This window comes from Polynucleobacter sp. UB-Tiil-W10, assembly GCF_018881605.1.
GTDB lineage: Bacteria > Pseudomonadota > Gammaproteobacteria > Burkholderiales > Burkholderiaceae > Polynucleobacter.
Map to the genome: position 1 here is coordinate 105,855 of NZ_JACVPZ010000001.1, position 25,574 is coordinate 131,428.

21 protein-coding genes are annotated in these 25,574 nt (G+C 46.9%); 8 read left to right on the forward strand and 13 right to left on the reverse strand.

Translation table 11 applies throughout. The annotated features are described in order from the left end of the window. Positions 1 to 2: 2 nt before the first annotated feature. From infB to scpB, 5 genes are all read right to left on the reverse strand, one after another. A complete protein-coding gene (gene infB / locus ICN33_RS00470; protein WP_216193508.1) occupies positions 3 to 2,762 on the reverse strand; it encodes a translation initiation factor IF-2 in 2,760 nt (919 codons plus the stop codon). 13 nt (positions 2,763 to 2,775) lie between these two features. Then, positions 2,776 to 4,257 carry a transcription termination factor NusA gene (gene nusA, locus ICN33_RS00475; protein ID WP_216193510.1) on the reverse strand — a complete coding sequence of 494 codons (1,482 nt, stop codon included), beginning with the start codon at positions 4,255 to 4,257 and terminating at the stop codon, positions 2,776 to 2,778. After that, complete coding sequence (gene rimP, locus ICN33_RS00480) at positions 4,254 to 4,745, reverse strand: ribosome maturation factor RimP (protein ID WP_216193512.1); 492 nt, start codon at positions 4,743 to 4,745, stop codon at positions 4,254 to 4,256. The genes nusA and rimP overlap by 4 nt, the downstream gene beginning before the upstream one ends. A gap of 173 nt (positions 4,746 to 4,918) precedes the next feature. Further along, the gene (locus ICN33_RS00485) at positions 4,919 to 6,718 is read right to left on the reverse strand and encodes a pseudouridine synthase (protein ID WP_216193514.1); all 1,800 of its coding nucleotides are present in this window, start codon (positions 6,716 to 6,718) and stop codon (positions 4,919 to 4,921) included. Between the two features lie 6 nt (positions 6,719 to 6,724). After that, positions 6,725 to 7,444, reverse strand: coding sequence for an SMC-Scp complex subunit ScpB (gene scpB / locus ICN33_RS00490; RefSeq protein WP_216193516.1), 720 nt, complete (start codon positions 7,442 to 7,444; stop codon positions 6,725 to 6,727). Between the two features lie 298 nt (positions 7,445 to 7,742). Here scpB and ICN33_RS00495 point away from each other — a divergent pair, with 298 nt between their 5' ends. Next, the gene (locus tag ICN33_RS00495) at positions 7,743 to 8,555 is read left to right on the forward strand and encodes a patatin-like phospholipase family protein (RefSeq protein WP_370623243.1); all 813 of its coding nucleotides are present in this window, start codon (positions 7,743 to 7,745) and stop codon (positions 8,553 to 8,555) included. Positions 8,556 to 8,581: 26 nt separating this feature from the next. On the opposite strand, the gene ICN33_RS00500 is transcribed toward ICN33_RS00495, so the two are convergent. From ICN33_RS00500 to ICN33_RS00520, 5 genes are all read right to left on the reverse strand, one after another. Beyond that, positions 8,582 to 9,229 (reverse strand): C40 family peptidase, encoded by a 648-nt coding sequence (locus tag ICN33_RS00500; protein ID WP_216193520.1) that lies wholly within the window; start codon positions 9,227 to 9,229, stop codon positions 8,582 to 8,584. Positions 9,230 to 9,377: 148 nt separating this feature from the next. Continuing rightward, a complete protein-coding gene (locus tag ICN33_RS00505) occupies positions 9,378 to 11,039 on the reverse strand; it encodes an ABC transporter ATP-binding protein (protein ID WP_216193522.1) in 1,662 nt (553 codons plus the stop codon). Beyond that, complete coding sequence (locus ICN33_RS00510) at positions 11,036 to 12,061, reverse strand: ABC transporter permease (protein ID WP_216193524.1); 1,026 nt, start codon at positions 12,059 to 12,061, stop codon at positions 11,036 to 11,038. Before ICN33_RS00510 ends, ICN33_RS00505 begins: the two co-directional genes overlap by 4 nt. Further along, positions 12,058 to 13,122 (reverse strand): microcin C ABC transporter permease YejB, encoded by a 1,065-nt coding sequence (locus tag ICN33_RS00515; RefSeq protein WP_216196495.1) that lies wholly within the window; start codon positions 13,120 to 13,122, stop codon positions 12,058 to 12,060. Before ICN33_RS00515 ends, ICN33_RS00510 begins: the two co-directional genes overlap by 4 nt. An 11-nt stretch (positions 13,123 to 13,133) precedes the next feature. Further along, positions 13,134 to 15,002 carry an extracellular solute-binding protein gene (locus ICN33_RS00520; protein WP_216193527.1) on the reverse strand — a complete coding sequence of 623 codons (1,869 nt, stop codon included), beginning with the start codon at positions 15,000 to 15,002 and terminating at the stop codon, positions 13,134 to 13,136. A gap of 50 nt (positions 15,003 to 15,052) precedes the next feature. On the opposite strand from ICN33_RS00520, the gene fabI reads away from it, so the two are divergent. From fabI to ICN33_RS00550, 6 genes are all read left to right on the forward strand, one after another. After that, positions 15,053 to 15,838: an enoyl-ACP reductase FabI gene (gene fabI / locus ICN33_RS00525; protein ID WP_216193529.1), complete on the forward strand. Its 786-nt coding sequence runs from the start codon at positions 15,053 to 15,055 to the stop codon at positions 15,836 to 15,838. Beyond that, the gene (chrA, locus tag ICN33_RS00530) at positions 15,835 to 17,163 is read left to right on the forward strand and encodes a chromate efflux transporter (RefSeq protein WP_216193531.1); all 1,329 of its coding nucleotides are present in this window, start codon (positions 15,835 to 15,837) and stop codon (positions 17,161 to 17,163) included. Before fabI ends, chrA begins: the two co-directional genes overlap by 4 nt. 22 nt (positions 17,164 to 17,185) lie before the next feature. Further along, positions 17,186 to 18,070, forward strand: a complete 885-nt coding sequence (locus tag ICN33_RS00535) for a MaoC family dehydratase N-terminal domain-containing protein (protein ID WP_216193532.1) — start codon at positions 17,186 to 17,188, stop codon at positions 18,068 to 18,070. A 17-nt stretch (positions 18,071 to 18,087) separates the two neighbouring features. Then, complete coding sequence (locus ICN33_RS00540) at positions 18,088 to 19,473, forward strand: MmgE/PrpD family protein (protein WP_216193534.1); 1,386 nt, start codon at positions 18,088 to 18,090, stop codon at positions 19,471 to 19,473. A 27-nt stretch (positions 19,474 to 19,500) separates the two neighbouring features. Further along, positions 19,501 to 20,346 carry a CoA ester lyase gene (locus tag ICN33_RS00545; protein ID WP_216193536.1) on the forward strand — a complete coding sequence of 282 codons (846 nt, stop codon included), beginning with the start codon at positions 19,501 to 19,503 and terminating at the stop codon, positions 20,344 to 20,346. Between the two features lie 75 nt (positions 20,347 to 20,421). Further along, complete coding sequence (locus ICN33_RS00550) at positions 20,422 to 21,405, forward strand: tripartite tricarboxylate transporter substrate-binding protein (RefSeq protein ID WP_255530806.1); 984 nt, start codon at positions 20,422 to 20,424, stop codon at positions 21,403 to 21,405. Between the two features lie 78 nt (positions 21,406 to 21,483). On the opposite strand, the gene ICN33_RS00555 is transcribed toward ICN33_RS00550, so the two are convergent. The 3 genes from ICN33_RS00555 to ICN33_RS00565 are packed head-to-tail and all read right to left on the reverse strand — an operon-like array spanning position 21,484 to position 25,051. Beyond that, complete coding sequence (locus tag ICN33_RS00555; protein ID WP_216193539.1) at positions 21,484 to 22,098, reverse strand: hypothetical protein; 615 nt, start codon at positions 22,096 to 22,098, stop codon at positions 21,484 to 21,486. Then, positions 22,098 to 23,333, reverse strand: a complete 1,236-nt coding sequence (locus ICN33_RS00560) for an exo-alpha-sialidase (protein ID WP_216193541.1) — start codon at positions 23,331 to 23,333, stop codon at positions 22,098 to 22,100. The genes ICN33_RS00555 and ICN33_RS00560 overlap by 1 nt, the downstream gene beginning before the upstream one ends. Then, the gene (locus tag ICN33_RS00565) at positions 23,330 to 25,051 is read right to left on the reverse strand and encodes a glycosyltransferase family 39 protein (RefSeq protein ID WP_216193543.1); all 1,722 of its coding nucleotides are present in this window, start codon (positions 25,049 to 25,051) and stop codon (positions 23,330 to 23,332) included. Before ICN33_RS00565 ends, ICN33_RS00560 begins: the two co-directional genes overlap by 4 nt. 181 nt (positions 25,052 to 25,232) lie before the next feature. Here ICN33_RS00565 and ICN33_RS00570 point away from each other — a divergent pair, with 181 nt between their 5' ends. Then, positions 25,233 to 25,568 carry a c-type cytochrome gene (locus ICN33_RS00570; protein ID WP_216193545.1) on the forward strand — a complete coding sequence of 112 codons (336 nt, stop codon included), beginning with the start codon at positions 25,233 to 25,235 and terminating at the stop codon, positions 25,566 to 25,568. The last annotated feature ends 6 nt before the right edge of the window (positions 25,569 to 25,574 follow it).

The following is a 25,574-nucleotide window of genomic DNA, read 5'->3' on the forward strand; positions in this document are numbered from 1 at the left end:
GCTTAGAGTGAACGTGCAACTTCAGTTACTTCAAACACTTCTAACTGGTCGCCTTCTTTAATATCGTTATAGCCTTTTAATGACAGACCGCATTCAACACCGGCACGAACCTCCTTGGCGTCATCCTTGAAGCGCTTGAGAGAGTCCAACTCACCAGTCCAAACAACGACGTTGTCACGCAAGAGACGAACACTAGATGAGCGTTTAACGATTCCATCAACCACTAAGCAACCTGCAATCGCGCCGACTTTAGATACCAAGAAGACTTGACGAATCTCAACGAGACCAGTGATTTCTTCTTTCTTATCTGGAGTCAACATGCCGCTCAGTGCTAACTTCACTTCATCAACAGCGTCATAAATGATGTTGTGATAACGAATATCTACACCATTGTTCTCGGCTAACTTACGAGCAGCAGCATCTGCACGGGAGTTAAAGCCAAAGATGACCGCTTTAGATGCAACAGCCAAGTTCACGTCAGTTTCAGTGATACCACCAACACCTGCGTGAACAATTTGAACCTTAACCTCAGGTGTAGAAAGCTTCATTAATGACTGCGCTAAGGCTTCTTGAGAACCTTGTACGTCAGCCTTAATAATCAGCGGCAACAACTTAGCTTCAACCGCGCCCTCTTCCATGTTTTCCATCATGGTCTCAAGTTTGAATGCCTGCTGTTTCGCCAACTTCACATCACGGAACTTACCTTGACGGAACAATGCAATTTCGCGAGCCTTACGCTCATCGGGAACTACTTGCACTGACTCACCAGCCGCAGGAACATCAGCTAAACCTTGAATTTCTACCGGAATAGATGGGCCTGCTTCGTTACAGGGTTTGCCGTTTTCATCCAACATAGCGCGTACGCGTCCGTAGGTTGAACCAGCAAGCAACATATCGCCACGTTTAAGGGTGCCCGACTGAACCAAAATGGTTGCAACAGGACCCTTACCTTTATCCAAACGCGCTTCAATGACTAAACCTTGAGCAGGAGCATCTTTAGGTGCTTTCAGTTCTAAGATTTCAGCCTGTAAGAGCACGTTCTCTAGCAAGGCATCAATACCTTCGCCAGTTTTTGCTGATACAGGAATAAATGGCACATCGCCACCGTATTCCTCAGGAACCACTTGCTCTGCAACCAATTCAGTTTTAACGCGCTCAGAATTGGCTTCTGGCTTATCAATCTTATTAATTGCGACAACAATAGGAACGCCACCTGCGAGCGCATGGTGAATCGCTTCTTTAGTTTGCGGCATCACGCCGTCATCAGCCGCTACCACCAAAATCACAATATCCGTTGCCTTGGCACCACGAGCACGCATTGCCGTAAAGGCTTCGTGGCCCGGAGTATCCAGGAAGGTAATCATGCCGCGCGGAGTTTCCACATGGTATGCACCGATGTGCTGAGTAATACCACCAGCTTCACCGGTAGCAACTTTTGCAGCACGAATCTTATCGAGCAAAGAAGTTTTACCGTGGTCAACGTGACCCATCACCGTTACAACTGGAGGACGTGGCAACAATTCTGCATCGTGACCATCAGTACCCAGATCCAAATCAGGATCATCTAATTTTGCAGCATGGGCTTTATGGCCCATCTCCTCAACGAGAATCATCGCAGTATCTTGATCAAGCACTTGATTGATGGTGACCATTTGCCCCATACCCATCAGCAACTTAATCACTTCCGCACTCTTAACCGCCATGGCATGAGCTAACTCAGCAACAGTAATTGTTTCTGGAACATGAACATCACGCACCACTGGTTCGGTTGGAACTTGGAAGTTTGTATCTACGTTCGCTTCTGCGATTTGGCGCTGCTTCTTACGGCCACCGCCTGAACGCCAGCCACCAACGCCACCAGAAGAATCACCGCGAGTCTTTAAGCCACCAGGTTTCTTGGCGCCTTCTTCTTGCCAAGTAGATGATGTCTCAGCAGATTTGATGGTTTTACCGCCAACTTTAGCAGCAGCCTTTTTCTTATCATCAGCGCCTTCAACTTTTGCTGGCTTATGCAGGGTACCTTTTTTCGCTTCCTCAGCAGCAATTTCACTTGGTGCTTTCAGAACGCGGGCTGGAGCACTCATCATGTCGCGAATCGCTAAAGCCTCAGCTTCAGCGGCAGCACGACGAACACGAATGTCTGCCAATTCTTTTTCTTTACTTGCAGCTAAATCTTTAGCCGCTTTATCTGCAGTCGCTTTTTTCTCGGCAGCAGCTGCAGCAGCAGCTGGCGCTTCATCTACAGGCGCCACTTCTTTGACGGCTATCGGAGCAGCAACTTCTTTTTGACGCGCTTCTTCAGCCGCCTTCATTTCCGCTTCTTGACGTGCCAATAGCTCGGCTTGGCGTGTCGCCTCAGCCGCGCGTTTTTCTAATTCTTCTGCAGAGATAACAGGCTTAACTGGTGCAGCCGGTGCGACCTCTTTGACCGGTGCTACTGCTGCCTCTTCAGGCGCCTTCTCTCCAGCCTTAACCAGCACACGCTTTTTACGCACCTCAACCTGTACGGTACGAGTTCGTCCAGCAGAATCTGCTTGACGAATTTCTGAGCTCTCGCGCTTGATTAAGGTAATCTTTTTGCGCGTGCCACTGTCAACGCTGCCATGCTCTTTTTGCAAATGCTCGAGCAGGACAGTTTTGTCCTTTTCGGTAATGCTGTCGTCCTCAGAACCTTTTTCAATACCGGCCGCCTTCAACTGCTCTAGGAGGTCTGGCGCGGTACGTTTTAATTCTTTAGCGAGTACTTTTACTGTTGTTGCCATGCACTACTTCCTCTCATGAAGTAAACCAATGTTCGCGCGCTTTCATGATGAGCGTTTTCGCAGTTTCTTCGTCAATTTGTGTCGCCTCAACCAGCTCATCAACAGCTAGTTCAGCAAGGTCGTCACGGGTGTGAACTTGATTGTCAGCAAGCTTAGCAATCAGTTCTGTTGTCATTCCCTCAAGGGAGCGCAAATCTTGTGAAACTTCACCAATACGCTCTTCTTTTGCTAACTCCATAGTCAACAAAGAATCACGCGCACGAGTACGCAACTCATTCACGGTATCTTCATCGAAAGAATCGATCTCTAACATTTCAGAGAGGGGTACATAAGCGACCTCTTCCAATGTATTGAAACCTTCTTCAATCAAGATATCAGCCACTTCTTGATCCACATCCAACTTATCCATAAACAACTGGCGTACAGAAGATGCTTCTTTTTCAGTTTTCTCGGCAGACTCTTCAGGAGTCATGATGTTAATTTGCCAGCCAGTCAAATCGCTCGCCAAACGAACGTTTTGTCCACTTCGGCCAATGGCGATTGCCAAGTTTTCTTCGTCAACCACTACGTCCATTGCATGACGCTCTTCGTCAACGACGATAGAAGATACTTGGGCTGGAGCCAAGGCACCAATCACAAACTGGGCTGGATCTTCAGACCACAATACGATGTCTACTGCTTCGCCAGCAACTTCATTGCGAACTGCAGTCACACGGGTGCCACGTACACCAACACAAGTGCCAATTGGGTCAATACGCTTGTCATAAGTAATCACAGCAATTTTTGCGCGGATACCAGGATCACGGGCAGCGCCTTTGATCTCTAATAAACCCTGCTCCATCTCTGGAACTTCGTTCTCAAACAACTTGATCAAGAAATCTGGGCAAGTACGGGAGAGTTCAATTTGAGGGCCGCGTGCTTCGCGATCCACCTTAAGTATGTATGCGCGGACACGATCACCAGAACGTAAGTTCTCTTTTGGAATCATTTGATCACGACGGAGCAATGCTTCAACGCGACCAGATTCAATAATGAGACCATTCTTATCAGCACGTTTCACGGTACCAGTCATGACTTTTTCGCCACGCTCAAGGTAATCGTTCAAAATTTGTTCACGTTCCGCGTCGCGAATGCGCTGCAAAATAACTTGCTTAGCAGCTTGCGCGCCAATACGGCCGAATGCTAAAGATTCGATTTGCTCTTCGATATAGTCGCCAACTTCCATGTCAGCGAGTTGCTCTTGAGCTTCAAATTGCAGAATCTCTTTATCTGGCTCTTGCAAACCGGCTTCATTTGGAACAACCAACCAGCGACGGAAGGTTTCGTATTCACCAGATTCGCGATCGATCGACACACGAATATCCACATCTTCAGTTGCATAACGCTTCTTAGTAGCAGAGGCTAAGGCCATTTCTAAGGCCTCAAACACAATTGCTTGATCAACGTTCTTTTCACGCGCTAGCGCGTCTGCCAACATGAGAACTTCTCGGCTCATGACTTTCTTCCTTTGAAATCAATAACAGGGACCAACCGAGTCTTATCGACCTCGGCTAAAGAGAACTCCAATTGAGAGGGCTGACCATCAGCACCCTCAAATACCAAACCAAACTTTGCATCAGGAGAATTCAATTCACCACTGAGCAAGCCTTGCAACTCACCACGAAAATTCTTGCGATTGCCAACTGCAACACGCAATTTCAAATCTACTTCCATGCCAGCAAAGCGCTCAAAATCAGCGGCAGTTTTTACTGGGCGATCCAATCCTGGAGATGAAATCTCTAAACGCTCAAAGGGAATGTTTTCTACTGGCAAGGTGTAGCTCAACTGATGGCTAACCTTTTCGCAATCCAACACCGTAATCAAGCGCTCGTAATCTGGGTTTTCAATCGTGACGCGCAGCAATCCTCCGGCTTCACGCTCGATATCAACTAGCGTGTAACCCAAGTTTTCCAGCTCTGCAGAAATAACCTGCTGATCCTTCACGACAACCTTTCATACCAAAATGGCAAAAAAAAATGGGCTTCAAAGCCCATATTCTCGAAATTCAGAACAGGCCGACTTACGTTGATCGCAACATCAGTCGGTAACAACTAAAAACAGCAGAAACCTGCTGTAAGACCAAAATTATAGCCTATTTGGCAGAAAACCGATACAAATCAGAAGCTTTCGCCCGGGTTTCTCGGTTTCCTAGGCCCTTTATTGAAGGGTTTTCGCCCTTTTGGTGCGCTACGCTTAGGCCCATTTCCAGGACTTTGAGGATTGCCCGTCACAAAGGCAGACTGTCCATGATGAACTTTGGCGCCTTTACTGCGATTTTGGCCCTGGCCACCACCTTGTCCGCCCTGAGCGCCTTGACCACCACGACCACCTTGGCCGCCCTGACCTGGTCTACCGCCTTGGGTGCGACCACGGAAAGGTCCGCGACCTTCGCCAGAAGCACCGCCACCACCAGGTTTTCCGCCTCTACCCTGATGAGTCAGGCCGTTATGGCCACTAGCAAGGGTTAAAGCATCACGCGATCCCCAATAAGAAACCGAGGTTTGCATTGGATCCGGCTGGAAATCCTCGCCCACAGGACGACGATCACGATTATTTGGATTAGGGCTGCGACCCTTGTCTTGCGGCTGCGGCATTTTTAAGCCAGCAGACTTCATGAGGTTATAAATGCCGCCGGCCTCAATCTCTTCCCATTTACCCCGTCTCAAGCGTGGAGGCAATAAGAAAATGCCATAACGCGTTCTGATTAAGCGAGATACCGTATGACCAACTGCCTCAAACATACGACGAACTTCGCGATTACGGCCCTCAGTTAATGCAACGTGGTACCAACGGTTAGCACCTTCACCACCACCTATCGCTAGACGTAAGAACTTAGCTTGGCCATCATCGAGCGTGATGCCACTCTTTAATAGAGCAGTATTTTCTTGGCTCAAGTCGCCCAGGATACGCACGGCGTATTCACGCTCGACACCGTAACGTGGATGCATTAAGCGATTAGCTAACTCACCAGATGTGGTGAATAACAAAAGGCCTTCGGTATTAAAGTCCAAGCGGCCAACAGCAATCCAACGACCTTGGCGCGGCTTTGGTAGACGATCAAATACAGTTGGACGACCTTCAGGATCCGACTGACTGACGATCTCGCCAGCAGGCTTGTGATACATGATGACGCGTGGCGGCTTAGTCTGAATCTTGCGATGTACTGGTTTGCCATTAATACGCACTTGATCAGTTGGTCCAATGCGTTGCCCAATATGCGCAGGCAATCCATTGACAGAAACACGCCCCTGAATAATTAAGTCTTCCATATCGCGACGCGAGCCCATGCCGACATCAGCTAATACTTTGTGCAACTTAACAGTATCTTCATCATCCGCGTCATCGTCTAGACCGTCGAGATCAGACCAAACTTCATCACGCAAACTGAGAGGGAGATCATCGACGTTCGCAAACTGCAAACTACTCATTTCTTCATCTGTTGGCGCATCTGAATCTTCATCTTCACGCGAACGTTGAGCACGGCGCTCAGCACCAGTTTGATGCGAGATCTCACTCTCATTAACGCCATCAATATTTTTAACTTCTTCAACCTCAGGGGCATCTAAGGCGGCATCGAACTCACCAGAAACTACCGAAGCAAACAATGCTTCGATTTCAGCGGGGTTAGGGGCTAATTTTGACGAATCGTTACTGCCTTGATTGCCCCTGCCTTCGCGAGGACCATTAGCATCACCACCCTCGCGGCGTGGCCGATCCTTATTAAATGGACGCTTTTTGTTAAAGGCAGGCTTGCCACCTCCCGTGCCTTGGCGACGGGGGCGACGATCGCCACGTTCAGCGCGTTCCCCACCTTCAGTCTTAGGGCTATCAGTATTCGATGGCGCAGCGTCTGAGTTAGAGGGAGTTGCCGATGAATTTACTACCGGTGATGATTCGTTTTCGTTAGAGCTTGTCATTAATTATTATTTTGTTTCGTCTGGTTTATCTTCAGACTCAGGGGTAACTTCTTCTTCAGTAATTTCAATAGTAGTTTCTTCAATAATGATTTCTACTACTTCAGTTTCAGCCTCACTTACTTCTTGTGTATCAGCATCAATGATGACTGTCTCGACGGTGGCGGATGGATCAAACTGCATCACCGCTTGACCTAATTGCTCTGCAGCAGCCATTGGCGCCGCATCTTCCAACATTGGCAGACTTTGTAAATTCGTCAGACTGAGGTCATCTAAGAACTGCTTGGTAGTGGCGTACAAGCCTGGGCGGCCAATGGTTTCTTTATGACCAATGACCTCAACCCAACCACGATCTTCTAACTGCTTCATCACGTTACTGCTAACCGCAACACCGCGAATCTCTTCTATCTCACCGCGAGTAACGGGTTGGCGATAAGCGATGATGGCTAAAGTCTCCATCACAGCGCGTGAATACTTTGGTGGCTTTTCTGGTGTCAGGCGATCAAGATATTCGCGCATTGAAAGGCGGCTCTGAAAACGCCAGCCTGTTGCGATATGCACTAACTCCATACCCTTTTCATCCCAGGCGCGTTGCAACTCTACCAATGCTTCATCGATATCTGCGGTCGTAATGTCTTCTACAAATAGACGTGACAAATCAGCAACGGTGAGTGGCTCCTGTGCGCATAGGAGGGCTGTTTCAATTACACGCTTATTGTGATCATCCATAAAATTCGGGCTACCAGGAGCAATCCTGATTAGGCTTTAATAATGTATTCAGTAATGGGTTTTGGTGTTCTCTAGCGACTACGGACAATCCATCTCATCAGTTCTTATTGGAATATGCCCGCGCTGAAACGAAGTCCTTTTCGTTCACCTTTCGGCCATTATAAGGTAGGCTCAATACAATAGCCACATGCACAAGAATTCTACAAAACCCTCTTTATCGATGCCAAACACCCCGGATTCCAGTGAGCGACGCAGACTCCTGAGCCTCGGAATTGGCATGGGGGCTCTTTTTGGAGGGATGAGCCTGAGCTCTTGCAGCCTCATGGGCAGCAAAAAACCAGTGGTTGGCTTAGTTTTAGGTGCTGGCGCTGCTAGAGGCTTTGCCCATATTGGCGTCATCAAGGCGCTAGAAGCCCAAGGCATCAGACCTGACATCGTTGTGGGCAGTAGCGCAGGCAGCGTGATTGCTGCTTTATTGGCCTCCGGGGTAACTGGGAATGATCTAAACCGCTTAGCCATGAACTTAGATGAGGCCACGATTGCGGACTGGGGACTTCCCTTTGCAGGGCGATTTGGAGGTCTGATTAAAGGCGACGCCTTGCAAAACATGGTCAACCGAGAAGTGCAAAACAAATCCATTGAACAAATGCGCATCCCTTTGGGAATTGTTGCCACCGAATTGCAGTCAGGCAAAGGGACTTTATTTAGAACCGGCAATACAGGTTTGGCAGTGCGTGCATCTTGCAGCATCCCAGGTGTGTTTCAGCCAGCAGTAATTGGCGGCAAAGAATATGTAGATGGCGGTTTAGTTGCGCCAGTGCCTGTTAGCTATGCAAGACAGATGGGTGCAACTTTAGTGATTGCAGTCAATATCTCTTCTGAGCCAGTTCATCAAGATGCCAGCGGAACCTTTGGCATATTGCAGCACACCATCTCCATCATGCAAAGAAGCATCAATCAGTACGAGTTGAAAAGTGCTGATATCGTCATTCAGCCGCAATTAAAGCAAATGAGTAGTGGCGATTTCAAATCCAGAAATGCCGCGATTCTTGCTGGCGAAATCGCTGCACAAGAGCAAATGGGATTGATTAAAGAAAAGTTGAAGGGCTAGTAGCCATCGGGCTGAAGTGCCCTAGCTTAAAGACTGCGTGACTTACGCTTGAGACTTTTTACTTCGTTCAGGAGTTCTTGACGCTCGGAATCATTAAGATTATCGCTACCATCTAAGCGACGTGCACCATCAAAACGTTTATCCCAATAGAGGCTACCAAGATCATCTACTCGTACATTCGTACCTTTAGAAGGAGAGTGAATGAATTTGTTGTCGCCGACATAAATTCCCACGTGAGAAAAAGTGAGACGCATAGTGTTAAAGAACACGAGGTCGCCTGGTTGCAATTCTTCACGGGTAATGGGTTTTCCAACACGACTCATCTGAGTTGACTTACGTGGCAACAAGAAACCAAGCTTGTCTTTAAAGACATAACCCACAAAGCTGCTGCCATCTAATCCGGATTGCGGTAATTCTGTGTCAGAGCGATAACGTACGCCAATGACTTCCATAGCGCGATTAATCAACTCTTCTGATTTACCTGTAACGGTATCAGCCAAGCGATCTGATACGCGAGCAATATAAGAACGCCCCGCCTGAAACATGCTCTCTTTTGGAACCACAGCATCAGCGGATGCCTCTATCGCAGTATCAGCAGCATAAGCAGATACCGAAAGGATGGCGCCTAAGCTCAGGCCCAGTAGTTTTAAAAGTAGTGCTTTTTTCAATGACATCGGATCAGTTTAACAAAGAACCCTTAATTAACCAAGTATTCAGTCTATGCTTAAGTCTTTGTTTATAAACATAAATTTGCATTAAATAGGGGCAAATGCACCAATTTAGCCCATTTGAAGAGGATTTTTACCCTCCCCTTAGACCTGCCTAAGTCAACTCAGCAGCAGCAAAAAGCGCTTTGGTATAGGTTTGGTGGGGATGCTTGATGAGGGTTTCGGTATCACCAAACTCCACTACCCTGCCTTCTTTAAGAACCATTACCTCATGAGACATCGCTCTAATGACGGCTAAGTCATGGCTAATCATGAGATAAGCTAAGTTGTACTTTTTCTGCAGCTCAGTCAATAAAGCAAGTACCTGCTTTTGAATAGAGACATCTAATGCAGACGTAGGCTCATCTAAAACCAAAATTTGTGGGCGCAAGATTAAGGCGCGGGCAATCGCAATACGTTGCCGCTGTCCGCCAGAAAACTCATGGGGATAACGAAGAAGCGCCGAGCGATCTAAACCCACTTCCTTGAGTATGTCTACTACGCGAGTCTCGCGTTCTGTGGCCGAGAGTTTTGGCAAGTGCACATCCAAACCTTCAGAAACAATCTGTAAGACATTCATTCGGGGAGATAGTGATCCAAAGGGATCCTGAAAAATCACCTGCAAGCTAGAACGCATCGCGCGCCGTTCAATGGGTTTCAGTTTCTGCCAGTCGCTACCAAGCACATCAACAGTGCCAGTAACCTCTGCGGCTGAGTCGCCCAACAAACCAAGCACCGCCATACCCAATGTTGTCTTACCTGAACCAGATTCGCCAATCACGCCAATGGTTTGACCTTGCTTTAATGCAAAGCTAACTTTCTTTAGCACCTTGTGTGGTGGTGCTTTTTTAAACCAAGAAACTGATTCTGAACTTGGATAAGCAACAGATAACTCTTCGGTTTTTAATAACACTGGGGCTAAAGGCATGAGTGGTGCCAAGTCACGTACTGGCTCACTATTTACCAAGGCCCGGGTGTAAGGATCTTCAGGATGCTGAAATACTTGCTTAGTCGATCCCGATTCCAGCAAGTTACCTTGATTCAGTACTGCTACGCGTTGTGCAAAATGCTTTACCAAATTGAGATCATGGGTAATTAGGAGTATTCCCATCCCACCATGATCTTTAGATTCTTCTTGAAGCTCCTTCAATAAATCTAAAATCTGTAAACGTAAACTCACATCCAATGCTGTCGTAGGTTCATCTGCAATCAATAGCCGCGGCTTGCATGCCAAAGCCATCGCAATCATTGCACGCTGTCTTTGACCGCCAGAGAGTTGATGTGGATAAGAATGAAAACGACGCTCAGGCTCAGGAATTCCTGTCTTTCTGAGTAAGTCAACCGCAGCATCAATCGAGTCTGCCTTAGAAATCAGGGGTTGATAGATTTGTACCGCTTCAATTATTTGATTGCCAACAGTAAATAATGGGTTCAGCGCGGTCATTGGCTCCTGAAACACCATGGCTATTTCGCGCCCACGAATTTCCCTAATATCTTGCATAGACATTGAGAGTAAATCTACTGTGCCGCTCCCGTCTTTTTTGTTCCACAGAATCTTTCCAGAAACTTTGGCGCCCTCAGGCTCAAGCTGCAAAGGCGCCAAAGCGGTCAGCGTCTTGCCAGAGCCTGACTCCCCCACTAAAGCAACGCGTTCACCTATGCCGATTTCTAAATCGAGATGATTGACGGCAAACTTTTCTCGTCGGCCTGATCCAAATGAAATGCAGAGATCTTCATAGCGCAACAAGGATTGCTTTGGAGTTGAACTTACGCTCATGAGCGACCTCCATTCATCAAACCAGCCTTACGAGAATCAAAAGCATTGCGTAATGCTTCGCCCATAAAGGTTAGCAGCAATAAGGTTGTAACCAAGACTACGAATGTAGATAAGGAGATCCACCAGGCATCAAGATTGCTTTTTCCTTGGGAAAGTAACTCACCAAGACTGGGGGTTCCTGGAGGAACGCCTAAACCTAAAAAATCTAGGCTAGTTAAAGATAAGATTGCTGCACTCATGCGAAATGGCAAAAAGGTGATTACCGGCGTCAAGCTATTAGGCAGAATATGACGCCACATGATTTGCACATTCGTCAAACCCAGCGCTCGCGCGGCGCGAACATACTCCAAGGCACGATTACGGAAAAATTCTGCGCGGACATAATCTGATAAACCCATCCAACCAAATGCTGCCAATAAAATAATTAATAAAGAAACGCTGGGGTTAAAGATAGAGGCAAAAATAATCAGCAAATACAACTCGGGCATGGCCGACCAGATTTCAATTAAGCGCTGAGAAACTAAGTCGAACTTGCCACCAAAGAACCCCATTAAGGATCCAGTAACGATGCCTACACTAACTCCCACAATGGTGAGCGCTAGGCCAAACAAAATGGATAAGCGAAAGCCATAAATAAGCCGCGCCAAAACATCGCGCCCACGATCATCAGTCCCGAGCCAATTCTCCCAGGACGGCGGCGCAGGATTAGGCACCTGAGAAAAGTAGTTCAGCGTCTCGTAGCTATAGTGAATCGGGGGATAGATCGCCCAATTGCCGTTGCTCGTGACATTCCTACGAATATCCGGGTCCAAGAAGTCTGTGGGTGTTGCAAAGTCTCCACCAAAAACGGTTTCAGGTTGGCTCTTCACAATCGGAAAATAGAAATGACCTTCATAGCGCACCACTAAAGGCTTGTCATTTGCAATCAACTCAGCGCACATCGATAAACCAAACAGGACCATAAAGATCCAAAGGCTCGCATAACCCATGCGGCTATTTTTAAAACGCTGCCAACGATTCATGAACCCCCTCCCGCACCAAACTGAATGCGTGGGTCTACATATACATAACAAAGATCAGAAATTAACTTCGTAAACAATCCAATCAAAGTGAATAAATACAAAGTGCCGAAAACTACAGGGTAGTCACGGCGCATGACTGACTCGTAAGAGAGTAAGCCAAGGCCATCCAAGGAGAACAGTGTCTCGATCAATAATGAGCCGGTAAAAAAAGCGCCAATAAATGCTGCCGGGAAACCCGTCACTAACGGTAAGAGCGCATTACGGAATACGTGCTTCCATAGCACCTGCTTTTCTGTAAGGCCTTTTGCGCGCGCAGTCAAAACATATTGCTTGCGAATCTCTTCCAAAAAGGAGTTCTTGGTCAGCATAGTGACTACGGCAAAGCTGCCAAGAACAGAAGCAGTAATCGGCAACACTAAATGCCACAAGTAATCCATGACCTTGCCAATTAAACTGAGGTCACTCCAGTTATCTGACGTTAACCCTCGCAGCGGAAATAACTGCAAGAAACTCCCGCCTCCAAAGAGCACTAGCAATAAGACGCCCAGCACAAATCCTGGAATCGCATACCCAACCAAAATCATGCTACTAGTAATGGCATCAAAGCGAGAGCCGTCGCGTACTGCCTTAGCGATGCCGAGAGGAATGGATACCAAGTAAGTAATAAAGAAGGTCCATAAACCGATACTGATTGAGACCGGCAATTTAGAGACGACCAAACTCCAAACGCTTTCATGTTGGTAGTAGCTTTGCCCCAAATCAAATCTGGCAAAGCGTCCCAACATCATGAAATAACGCTCGAGTGGTGGCTTATCAAAACCATATAAAGCTTTCACTTCTTCCAGGCGCTGTGCATCCACGCCTTGGCGACCGCGATACGTTGAACCGGAACCAGAAGATTCTGAACCACCTGTTGCAGCGCCACCCTTCCCTTTTAACTCAAGAACCATTTGTTCTACAGGTCCACCTGGAACAAATTGCACTACCGCAAAGGTAAGCGTCAACACACCCAAGATGGTGGGGATCATTAATAACAAACGCTTAAAAATATAGGCGCGCATTTGACCTTGCATTATTTAGCCTCTTCTTTCCACCAATTTTGCATGATCCATGCCTCGGCCGAGTAATACAAAGGAGGCTCTGGATAGCGCATCTCATGACGGAAGGCAACGCGGTGAGTTGGGTTGTACCACTGCGGAACGACGTAATAACTATTCCACAGGACTCTATCCAGGGCTCTCGTTGCGGTTCTTAACTGCTCCCGATTTTGCGCCTTGGTAATTTCTTCGATCAATGCGTCCACTACTGGCGATTGCACACCAATCACATTGTCAGAACCCTTCTCTTTGGCGGCTTGACTGCCAAAGCGATCCCAAAGCTCGTTGCCGGGATTTTGGGAATCTTGAAAACGCACAGTCGTCATATCAAAGTCATACTCATTCATGCGTTTTTGATGTAAAGCAAAGTCGCTTGTCCGGATATCTACTTGCACTCCCAACTTTTCTAAGTTGCGCACATAAGCAGAGATCACCCTCAAGAAGAATCCGCCGTCTTCCACAATCTCAAAGCGAAATGGCTCACCCTTTTCATTGCGCAATGCACCGTCACGATACTGCCAACCAGCATGCATGAGAAGCTCACGTGCTTTCTTTAAATTCTGGCGCAAGCTACTCGGCGGCGTTGTTGATGGCGCCGCAGACATTGGGCCAAAGACAGAGTCCGGGACCCACTGCGGATATTTAGCCTTCAAGGGCTTTAGCAGCTTTAACTCCCCTTCAGTTGGTTTACGAGGGCCATCAAAGTTTGCACTCAAATCACTGTTCGTAAAATAGCTATTGATTCGACTGTATTGATCAAAAAAGATTTGGCGATTGAGCCATTCAAAATCCAATGCGTAACCCAGAGCCTCACGCACACGCACATCTTTAAAAATGGGGCGCCTGACATTCATAGCGAAGCCTTGCATACCAGCGCCATTATGATTTAAGAATGCTTTCTTTAAAAGAATGCCTTTATCAAACTTAGAGCCCACATATCCTTTGGCCCAAATCTTGGCGCGATACTCAACGAGAGCATCAAACTCCCCTGCTTTAAAGGCTTCCAACCTAACAGCATCATCACTATAGAGTTTGTAAAGCACTCGATCAAAGTTATAAAAGCCAACGCGAACATTTAAGGGTTTACTGAGTTGATCTACCCAATAGTTTGGATTCTTTTTATAAACAATCGACTTACCTGCTTTGAAAGATTCAATCAAATAAGGGCCACTACCAATCGGAACTTCAAAGGCAAGCTTCTCAAACGGAATAACTGTTCCATCGGGCTGTTTACCCCAGTTACGCGAGAAAACTGGGAAGGTTCCTGCCAAGATAGGAAGCTCGGCGTTGTCATTCTTAAAATCAAATCGAATGGTTCGATCTGATAAAACTACCGCTTCTTTAATATCTGCAAAAGTCGTTTTATATCGAGGATGCGCTTTACCACTCATTAAAGTATCAAAGCTATATTTAACGTCGGCCGCCAATACTGGACTACCATCCGAAAACATTGCTTCAGAACGAATATGAAAGGTGACCGACTGATGATCTTTGGCTACCTGAATATCGTCCGCTAATAAACCGTAAATACTGGAGACTTCATCTGCACTCCCTTCGGCCAAGGACTCAAACATCAATTCAATTCCTGGGGCAGTGATACCTCTTAGGGTAAATGGGTTGAACTTATCAAAGCTTGTTCTTTGCCCAGGATTTGGCAGGACCAGCGTTCCGCCACGGGGGGCATTGGGATTTACGTAATCAAAATGGGCAAATCCCTCGGGATATTTGGGTTTGCCGTATTGTGCAATTCCCTGTCCCGCCAGCACTTTATTGGCCCCAAGCCCTACTAGCAGGGCTAGCAGCAAGAAATAGGCAATTTGTCGAATGGGTTTAAGGGTGGGCATATATGCAACAATTGTAGATAGCTAATCATATTTGAAGTAAAGGACACAACATGGGCTTTCTCACCGGCAAAAAAATCCTCATTACCGGCCTCCTCTCCAACCGCTCTATTGCCTATGGCATCGCCAAGGCCTGCCATCGTGAAGGCGCTGAACTAGCCTTTACTTATGTAGGCGAACGCTTTAAGGGCCGGATTGTTGATTTTGCAAAAGAATTCAATACCGAGCTGATTTTTGACTGCGATGTCGGTAGTGATGAACAAATCAGCGCCCTTTTTAAGGATTTAGCCAAATCCTGGCCTCAGTTTGACGGCTTTGTACATGCGATTGGCTTTGCTCCACGCGAGGCAATTGCTGGTGATTTCTTAGAAGGCCTAACTCGTGAAGGCTTCAAGATTGCGCATGACATCTCTGCCTATAGCTTCCCTGCAATGGCGAAAGAAGCGCTCCCAATGTTGCGCGACAAATCTTCATTGCTCACATTGACTTATTTGGGATCCATGAAGAATGTTCCTAACTACAACACCATGGGTTTAGCAAAAGCATCCCTTGAGGCTTCTGTTCGCTACCTCGCTGGCTCAGTAGGACCAAAAGGCATTCGCGCTAACGGCATCTCTGCAGGCCCCATTAAAACTTTGGCCGCATCTGGCATTAAAGGGTTTGGCAAAATTTTAGAGGCAGTTGAACAAACTGCACCCTTACGCCGCAACGTGACGATTGATGATGTAGGCAATACTGCCGCATTCTTATTGTCTGACTTGGCCAATGGCATTACCGCTGAAATCATTTATGTTGATAACGGCTTTAGCCAAGTGGTCGGCGGAATGGATGAAGTTTGAGCATTCCACTAAGTGAAGCCCTGAAGTTTTGGGCCAAACTAGGCTTCATCAGTTTCGGTGGGCCTGCAGGTCAAATTGCTGTTCTGCACCAAGAGTTAGTTGAAAAGCGTCGCTGGATTTCTGAGCGGCGCTTTTTACATGCGCTGAACTATTGCATGCTTTTGCCAGGGCCGGAAGCCCAACAGCTGGTTACGTATATAGGCTGGCTGATGCATCGGAGTTGGGGTGGCATTCTGGCAGGCAGCCTCTTTGTACTGCCATCCTTGTTTATCTTAATTGGCCTATCTTGGGTGTATCTCACCTTCGGACAAGTTCCCTGGATTGCCGCCATTTTCTTTGGCATTAAACCCGCTGTCACTGCGATCGTATTGCACGCAGCAGTACGCATTGGTAAGCGCACTATTCATAACCAAGCACTTCAGTGGATTGCCCTTGGATCCTTTCTCTCCATCTTCATTCTCAATCTAGCCTTTCCTATCATCGTATTGATAGCTGCTGCGATCGGATTCTGGGGAGGTAAACGCTATCCAGAATATTTCCAGCAAGGTGGTGGTCATGGTGAAAAGAAAGAAAAACAATATGGCGCTGCCATTATTGATGATCACACCCCCACACCTGAGCATGCAAAATTTACTTATTTAAAAGCAATTCGTCATAGCCTGATCGCACTCACATGTTGGCTGGTCCCATTTGGTGCTTTAGTAGCCATCTTTGGCTGGAAGACCCTATATCCCAATATTGCGTGGTTCTTTACCAAAGCCGCCTTTCTGACTTTTGGTGGCGCATACGCCGTTCTTCCATACGTTTATCAAGGTGCAGTCGAGCACTTTCATTGGCTCAGCGCCAATCAAATGATTGACGGCTTAGCTCTAGGCGAAACAACACCAGGCCCACTCATCATGGTGGTGGCTTTTGTGGGCTACCTTGCTGGACACATTCAATCCTTAATCGGTAATAGCAATCCATTTTGGTTTGGCGTTATTGGTGCCTGTGTTGCTACTTGGTTTACTTTTTTACCCTCCTTCTTTTTCATTCTAGTAGGCGGTCCTCTCATTGAGTCAACACATGGCAAGCTTGGGTTTACCGCCCCACTCACAGCTATTACCGCCGCAGTCGTTGGGGTCATCGCCAATCTTGGTCTATTTTTTGCGTATCACGTCTTTTTACCTAGAGGCTTTAGCGGCTCCATTTCTTGGGTCTCGATCCTCATCTGCGCATTAGCTGGGCTGGCCTTATTTAAGTTTCAGAAAGGCGTTTTGTCAGTACTGGGCGGCTCTGCATTAGCAGGATTACTGTTCTATTTCATCTCTGTTTTGATGGGGTGAGCTTTTCCACAAGATTGGCATAATGGAACTCATGCGAATCGAACCTCAAACTATTACCCACCTGCAGGAATGGCTTGGTAAAACCGAGTCACTTCAAGACACCGTCACAGCAGCGCCTGTACGTGCACTATCGGCAACCTTAGATCGCGATGACATTGCGCCCAGTACAGGTACTTTTTTACCCGAGCTATGGCACTGGCTGTACTTTCTTCCGCATGCTCGCCAATCCGAAATTGGGCCTGATGGTCACCCGAAACGGGGTGGCTTTCTTCCACCGGTACCACTGCCACGACGGATGTGGGCGGGCAGCCGCATTGAATGGCTAAAGCCGCTTACCGCTGGAGATGAGATTGAGCGTATCTCCACTATTGAATCTGTTACCCATAAAGCAGGTCGCACTGGTGATTTGATTTTCGTATTAGTCAATCACAAGATCTCAAACCAACATGGTCTTGCGATTATTGAAGAGCATGACATTGTGTATCGCGATGCGCCAGGGCCAGATGACAAGCCTGTCACCCCAACTCTCGCGCCTACTGATGCTCAGTGGAGCAAAACCATTACGCCCGATGATGTGTTGCTGTTTCGCTATTCAGCACTGACTTTTAATGGTCATCGTATTCACTACGATCGCAAGTATGTCACCGAGGTTGAAGGCTATCCAGGTTTAATCGTTCATGGCCCCTTGATAGCAACCCTACTCGTTGATTTGGTGCGTCAAAGCATTCCAGGATGCACGCTCAAGAGTTTTGAGTTCCGAGCGATCCGACCCACTTTTGATATCAATGTCTTCACAGTGAATGCCAAGCCAGATTTAGAAAAAGATCCTAGTGGAAAAACAATCTCCATTTGGGCACAAGATCACGAAGGCTGGCTCACTATGCAAGCCACAGCTGTATTAAATTAATCAATCACATTTTATTTATGACAACTCAACATCTCTCTCGTGAGCTAGCCAGTTTTGCAGCTAATCTTCAGGCTGCAGATATTCCTGCAGACGTTATGAATCGGGCCGAAGACTTATTGGTCGATTGGTTTGGTTCAGCTATTGCAGGTAAGGGCTCCCGTCCAGTAGAGCTCATTACGCAGTTCGCACAAAATATGGGTGGCTTTGATGCGGAACATTCTGGCCCTTCGGAGATTTTGGTTTCTCGTAAAACCTCCAGCCCTTTTTTAGCAGCCATGGCCAATGCTGCCGCATCTCACGTAGCAGAGCAAGATGACGTTCACAATGGCTCGGTCTTTCATCCAGCAACCGTCGTATTTCCGTCTGCGCTAGCTTGTGCTCAAGCCATTGGCGCCTCTGGCGAAGATTTATTAGTTGCTGCAGTAGCGGGTTACGAAGTCGGTATTCGGGTTGGCGAATTTTTAGGTCGCTCTCATTACAAGGTGTTTCATACAACGGGAACTGCTGGCACATTAGCGGCAGCAGCAGCGGTTGGGCGCCTACTCAAACTCAAGCCCGAGCAAATGCTGCATGCCTTGGGTTCTGCCGGCACACAGTCAGCAGGTCTTTGGGAATTTCTCCGCGATGCCGCCGACTCCAAACAACTCCATACGGCACATGCTGCTTCTGCTGGATTAATGTCCGCCTACATTGCACAAACTGGCTTTACAGGGGCAGAGCATATTCTGGAAGGCAAGCAGGGCTTAGCAGCAGGCATGTCAAGCGATAGTGATCCAAGCAGATTGGTTGACCGTTTAGGAAGTCGCTGGGCTTTGGCGGAGACGAGTTTTAAGTATTACGCTTCATGTCGTCATACACATCCTGCAGCCGATGCCCTTCTTCAAGTAATGTTGGCAAACAATTTATCGCCTAAGGATATTGCCAAAGTAGAAACCTTGGTTCACCAAGGCGCTATTGATGTATTGGGTCCGGTAACTGACCCTGCCACCGTGCATCAATCTAAGTTCTCCATGGGAACGGTCCTAGCTTTAGTGGCACATTATCAATTTGCTGGCTTGCAAGAATTTGATCAACACTTTCATGATGATGAAATCTGTGCATTCCGTGAGCGTGTCTCCATGACGCTAGATCCCGAAGTGGATGGCGCCTACCCACAGCGCTGGATCGGTAAAGTCAAAGTCTATTTAAACAATGGGCAAATTCTGGATGGTCGCGTAGATGAACCCAAGGGTGATCCTGGAAATACCCTGTCTCGCGCAGAGATAACCGATAAGGCAATGCGTCTTGCTGCCTTTAGCAGTGGCGCAAGTCCAGCAGAGATGAGTAAAGCAATTGATCTCTTGTGGAATATCCGCAAACAAGCCAAGATAGGTTTTTTACTTTCTTCCGCATCAGCTGCTTAACAAAAAACTCTTATTTTCTAAGTTGATATGAATCCACTCGAAACACCACTAGGCTTTAGCACTAACTTTCTATTTGTACCGGGCACTCGTCCAGAACGTTTTATGAAGGCCCTGGATAGTGGTGCAAGCGGAGTTGTATTAGATCTAGAAGACGCTGTTGCGCAAGAAGATAAAGTCATTGCACGCGATGCTATTCGAACTGCATGGTCTAGTTTTAGTCCCGAGCAAAAGAAACGCCTAGTGATTCGCACAAACTCACCCGGTAGCAAGTATTACGCTGCAGATTTAATTTTGGCTCAGGAGCTTCAAGTTGCCTGCTTATTAATCCCAAAAAGTGAATCGTGTGACCAAGTTAATGGCGCCGCCCTAATACTTCCCAATACCGCAATCATTCCCATGATTGAAACTGCGGTTGGCTTAGATCAGTTAAAAGAGATTGCAAACTCTAATCAAGTGATTCGACTTGCTTTAGGTAATTTAGATTTACAGGCCGATCTAGGTATGGTGTGTGACCGTCAAGAAACAGAGTTACAAACTGCACGCTATCAAATCGTCTTAGCCTCTCGCCTTGCGCAGATTGCCCCTCCAATTGATGGGGTTACGCCATCTACTGATGATATTGAGCGCATCACTGATGATGCTGAGCGCGCAAAACGTATGGGCTTTGGTGGGAAACTCTGCATTCATCCTAAGCAGGTAGAAATCGTCATCAAAGCATTTACCCCAACAGAGGAAGAGTTGGCTTGGGCTCACCGTGTTATTGAAGCCGATAAGGCTTCCAAAGGTGGTGCTGTGAAGCTAGATGGTCGCATGATTGATCGACCAGTTGTTCTCTTGGCCCAAAGAACCCTGGCAATTACTGGTAAACACTAGGGTTATTAAAGGCAAATAAGTTCTAAAACTGGCAAAATTGGTCTACATAAAAAGAAGATGGAGACCACGATGCAAATGAAGAAATTCTTATTTTCAGGAATCGCTGCCGCCCTCACGGCTGGCGCATTTCTAAGTACTAGCGCCCTCGCTCAAAACAATTGGCCTACTAAGTCAATCACCTTAGTCGTTCCCTTTGCTGCTGGCGGACCAACCGATACTGTTGCTCGTTTGATTGCAGTTCCTATGGGTCAATCGCTCGGCCAAACAGTGATTGTTGAAAACGTCAACGGTGCCGGTGGAACCATTGCTAGCACTAAGGTTGCACGTGCTGCTCCTGACGGTTACACCATCTACCTTCATCATATGGGCATGGCTACAGCAAATGCACTGTATGACAAGCTGCCATATGATCCTTTGCAAAACTTTGACTATATTGGCCAAGTGGCTGACGTACCAATGGTGCTCTTAGGCAAAAAAGATTTGCCAGCCAACAACTTTAAAGAGCTCGAAGCCTATATCAAAGCGAACGGCTCCAAAGTCACCATGGCTAATGCAGGACCTGGCGCTGTTTCTCAACTTTGCGGACTCTTGTTTCAGAGTCGCATGGGTGTCAAGCTAACCAACATTCCTTACAAAGGCACTGGACCCGCACTTACTGATTTGCTAGGCGGCCAAGTGGATTTACTTTGCGATCAAACCACCCAAACCATTCCTTACATCAAGGATGGACGCGTCAAGGCTTTCGGAACAACTACCTTAAAGCGCTTACCTGCAATTCCTAACGTCCCGACTTTGGATGAACAAGGTCTAAAAGGTTTTGAAGTGAAAGTCTGGCATGGCATGTACACACCAAAAGGCGTTCCTAAGCCTATCTTGGATAAATTAAATGCTGCCTTGAAAAAAGCACTCAATACTCCTGATGTGAGAAAACGATTAGAGGATGCCAATATTGATATCGTCTCTCCAGATAAGATGACTCCAACTGGACTCAAGTCACATCTGGAGGCTGAAATTAATAGATGGGGACCGATCATTCGTAAGTCCAATATTGCAGACTAAGCTTTAGTCGCATCAAACAAAAAAGCCGGCATGATGCTGGCTTTTTTGTTTCTGTACTCTATTGAGCTGGGCTATGTATTAACCTGGTCTGAATAAGTACCCAGAGCGAGCCCTCTCCCGACGCTTTCTGCGAATCATTCCAACAAAGGCGAACAAAGCCCAGATAGCCAAGAACGGATCAAGCAGATAGTCCCAAAGATTAGCCGACTCATGCCAATGGGCCGCCCAGGCAATGATGGCGATGGCTATGATCCAAACGCCCTTACTCCAGTTTGCCAATCCGCAGACCAGGGCAAAAAATAGCGCTGTCACTAGAAATGCAATCGATCCATATCCCCATGCATACGGATCAATCATCCCAGCACCTAAGGCGAATGGATAAAAGCATAAAGAGATGATTGCCACTGCAAATTTAAACGCAAACGGCACGGGTTTATACGATGGCAGCAATGTACTCCATAACAGTAGAGACAAGACAATACTCAGATCGCCAGTTGCGCCACGAATGTAAGCAACTAAGGGCAAATTCATACCCATGGGCCAAAATAAAATATTGCCAATCAGAAGCACTAAAAATGCTTTTACGAAAAATGGAAAGCTATTTGGAGAAAACCTTTCCAATAACCAAGTACACGCTACTGCACACGTTAGGGATAACTCAATCAACACCAAGGATTGCATTAAAGAATTCATTATTGCGCCTCCTGATGTGGAGCATCCACTTCTGCTGACTGTAACTTACTGAAAGCGTGCTTTAGCCAAGCGCCAGAAAAATAGCGATGGCGAATCTTTTTACGGTGCCAGGTATATACCAAATGGGCATCATCGCCATTAACTGTAAGCAAGTATGGGTAGGAGAATTCTTTACGTTGAGCATCAGGTAATGCCTCGTCATCCTCTAAGACCTCGACGGTTTGCCACTGCCCAGATTTAGTATCGCTCATTAGCAAGACCAAGCGATATCGGCCAGATTCAATATTATTGAGAACCAAAACGCGTGCACCATTTTTTAGAATCAGTCCAGTAACCGCTGAATTGGGATTGGCGATCGGCAAATCCTCTGACTGCTGCCAACTTTGACCAGCATCTTGGGTTCGACTAACTGGTATTTGTTTTGGCAAACCTGCACTACGCGTTTGACGAAAATAAGCGCTAGCATCCTGTGCATCATTTACAAATACGAGTGGCTGAATTGCACTACGACCAGAACTCATGCGACGCTTATCAATTACTTGCCCTGCATCTATCCTCAAGAATTCACCAAAGCGCCCTATCCATTCGTGATAGGCCGGCATACCTAAGAGGCCATCAGCAAACAGAACGCTCGGCGATTTCACTAGCGTGCTTAAGTTCAACAAAGGGGAGCTAATCAAGCGCTGTGGATTGCTCCATGTCAAACCTTCATCATCAGAAGTCATCGTAGAAATTGAGCTCCCAGCCCAACCGCCAATAGAAACGGTCACAAAAAATAATTGCAGTCGTCCATCGGATAGTCTTGCAGGCACGGGATTGCCTAGCTTGGCGATGTAGCGTGCAAGACCCTTCTCTGCACTAATGCGGTCCATGACAACGGTGGGCGCACTCCACTCGGCAGATTTCGAGTCATATACAGAGCTATAGATCGATACATCCGCGGCACCTTCGCGACTACCAGAAAACCAAAATGCCCTCACTGCACCATCCTTGAGGGCAATCAATGATGCCGCATGAACTGAGGCAGCGCCTGTATCTGGTAACCAATTGGATTGCGGCACTGGAATGCCAGTCTTTATTTCACCTTTTGTTTTAGCAGTGGCGGACTCTTCAATCCCGTCATCTATTTGAAAAGGCGAAACCGCAAATGGCGCCCAAGCAGGACGACTATCAATATGCAGAAAGCCAATCACTGCAGCAAGCAACAGAAAACAAAGGGCAATGACACGACTCATCTACAAACATCCTTCAGATTTGATAAATTGGGGATGGGTGCTGGTGTAGAAACCAAATATTCATTTACAAATAAATGTTTACCTATCTGCCCCATTAGCATCTCAGTAATTTCTTCATTAGTGTGGCGCGCCCTCATTTCCATTCGCTGCCCAACGATCCGACAAGAATCGCAGAGTGTTGGCTGCACACCCAATGGAGCATGCACTGCTACCAAAGGATAAGCCGATGTAAGGGATGTAACATCACTAGCATCTTGGGCTAAATAACCATGTAGTTTTGCTCCCGGCATCAACAAACGATATTCCTCATCCTTGGCACGATAGTCACAAGGAACCCAAACATCCTTATCTTGCAACTGAGCAATGGTTTCTGCTGAATAGCGCCCTAAGCGCCCCTCTAAGGGAGCAAGGCTACTCGTCAAAGCACAATAAACCAGAAAGCAAGCGGCTAAAGAGAGGGTTTTAGTGAAGTTTCGCTTAACCAAACCAAACAAGACAAGCAATATTCCAAACGCCATGAGAATCCAATGGCAATAAGAGTAAGTCCATGAGCCTGTAGCACCCATCCATTGCGAGGACTGAAGATTTATGCCTATCCAGAGCAGTAGCGACAGCACCAACAACTGCAAGAGCAAGGCAATCCGAAATCCCCACAAGGGCAATCTATCCCAAGACAAAGCGATCAATGCTGCAAATGCTGGCATCACTGGCAAAAGATAGCGGCCCGAGCGTTGGCTAGGCAAACTAAACACAATCCAGAATGCTGCAATTAATAGCAGCAGCAGAACCTCTTCCAAACTCAGAAATCGACGTGTACGCCAGCACTGCATCAAGCTAGAAATCAAGACAAAACTAAATAAGCCTGCATTGGCTATCGTGGTCAGCATTAAAAGCCAAATACTGTCACCACCTCGAACTAGATCCATCAAATAACTTGACTGACGCGCCGCAAATTTACCCGCATTCTCACCCAATACAAATTCTTTCCATACAGCTTCTGGATTGGGGTCCATGGCAAACCACAAGGCAAATACGCCAAGGGCAAGTACAGCAATCATGATTAACTTATATAGATCTTGAATAATGACCCTGGGAATACTCCACTGCCGCCAGCGCCAGTAATACAGCCCTAAGGCAAATGAGGCAGGAACGATGTAGGCAAACGATTTTGCAAATAAGGCGAGACCAAAACAAACTCCTGCCATGAGTGGAAAAAAGAATTTGGACTCAAATGCACACCTACCCCAATACAAGATTGCTAAAAATGGGAGTGAAATCCAAAATACTTCGGGTGGATCGGCTAGGAATGGTCGACCATAGCGATATGTTGCAAAAAAGGAAAGCCAAACCAAGGCAGCCAATATTCCAGTTTGTGTTTTGCCACTAAACCGACGAACTGCTAAAAATAAGAAAAATGCTGTTAGCCCGGTATACAAAACACTAGGCCAACGTAAATTCGCGAGAGTCCATTCGCTTGCCCAATGGGTGCTCGCAATACCCTGCCAAAAAATAAGGGGTGGCTTGGTGTTTTTGATGCCATCCATTTCAGATTGAAGCGGTAACCAGTGACCCGAATCCGCCGTCATCCGCACAATATGCATATAGGGGTATTCATCTCCATTTTTAGGCGCAAATCGGCTATCCAAACCATAAAGGTAGGTAAATACACCTAAAAGGACTATCAATAAGGCTGAACGGTAAGAAAATGAAGCTCGCATTCCTATAGTTTATAGGGCTTACTAGAAACTTGAATATAAATAGCGGTAACTGGATTTTTGAATGAGCTTATGAAAAATACATCTGAAATGAGTGCCCTATTTCAGCGCCTTCTTGTTTAAGATGCTATCAACGCAATACGTAATTCATTACCCAGAAATATTCTGAACGGAGACAGACTTTATGCGAGCAAAGCTTTTAAAACCCGCAGTCTTATTGTCAATCTATATTGGCATAAGTTATTGGAGCGGAAGCGCTCTTGCCCAAAATACCGATGCGAGCAATTTATATAAACGCAGCCTTGCAGCTACCTGTGCCAATTGCCATGGAACCGATGGTAAGGGTGTCGTTGATGGCGGAATGCCGCTGATCAATAACCTTACTAGCGAACAAATGCTAGCTCAACTGAAAGCATTTAAATCTGGTGCACGTGAAGGCACCATCATGCCCCAATTAACCAAGGGCTACACAGACGAGCAACTCGAAACCATCGCCAATCAACTTGGCAAGAAACAATAAGGAAGC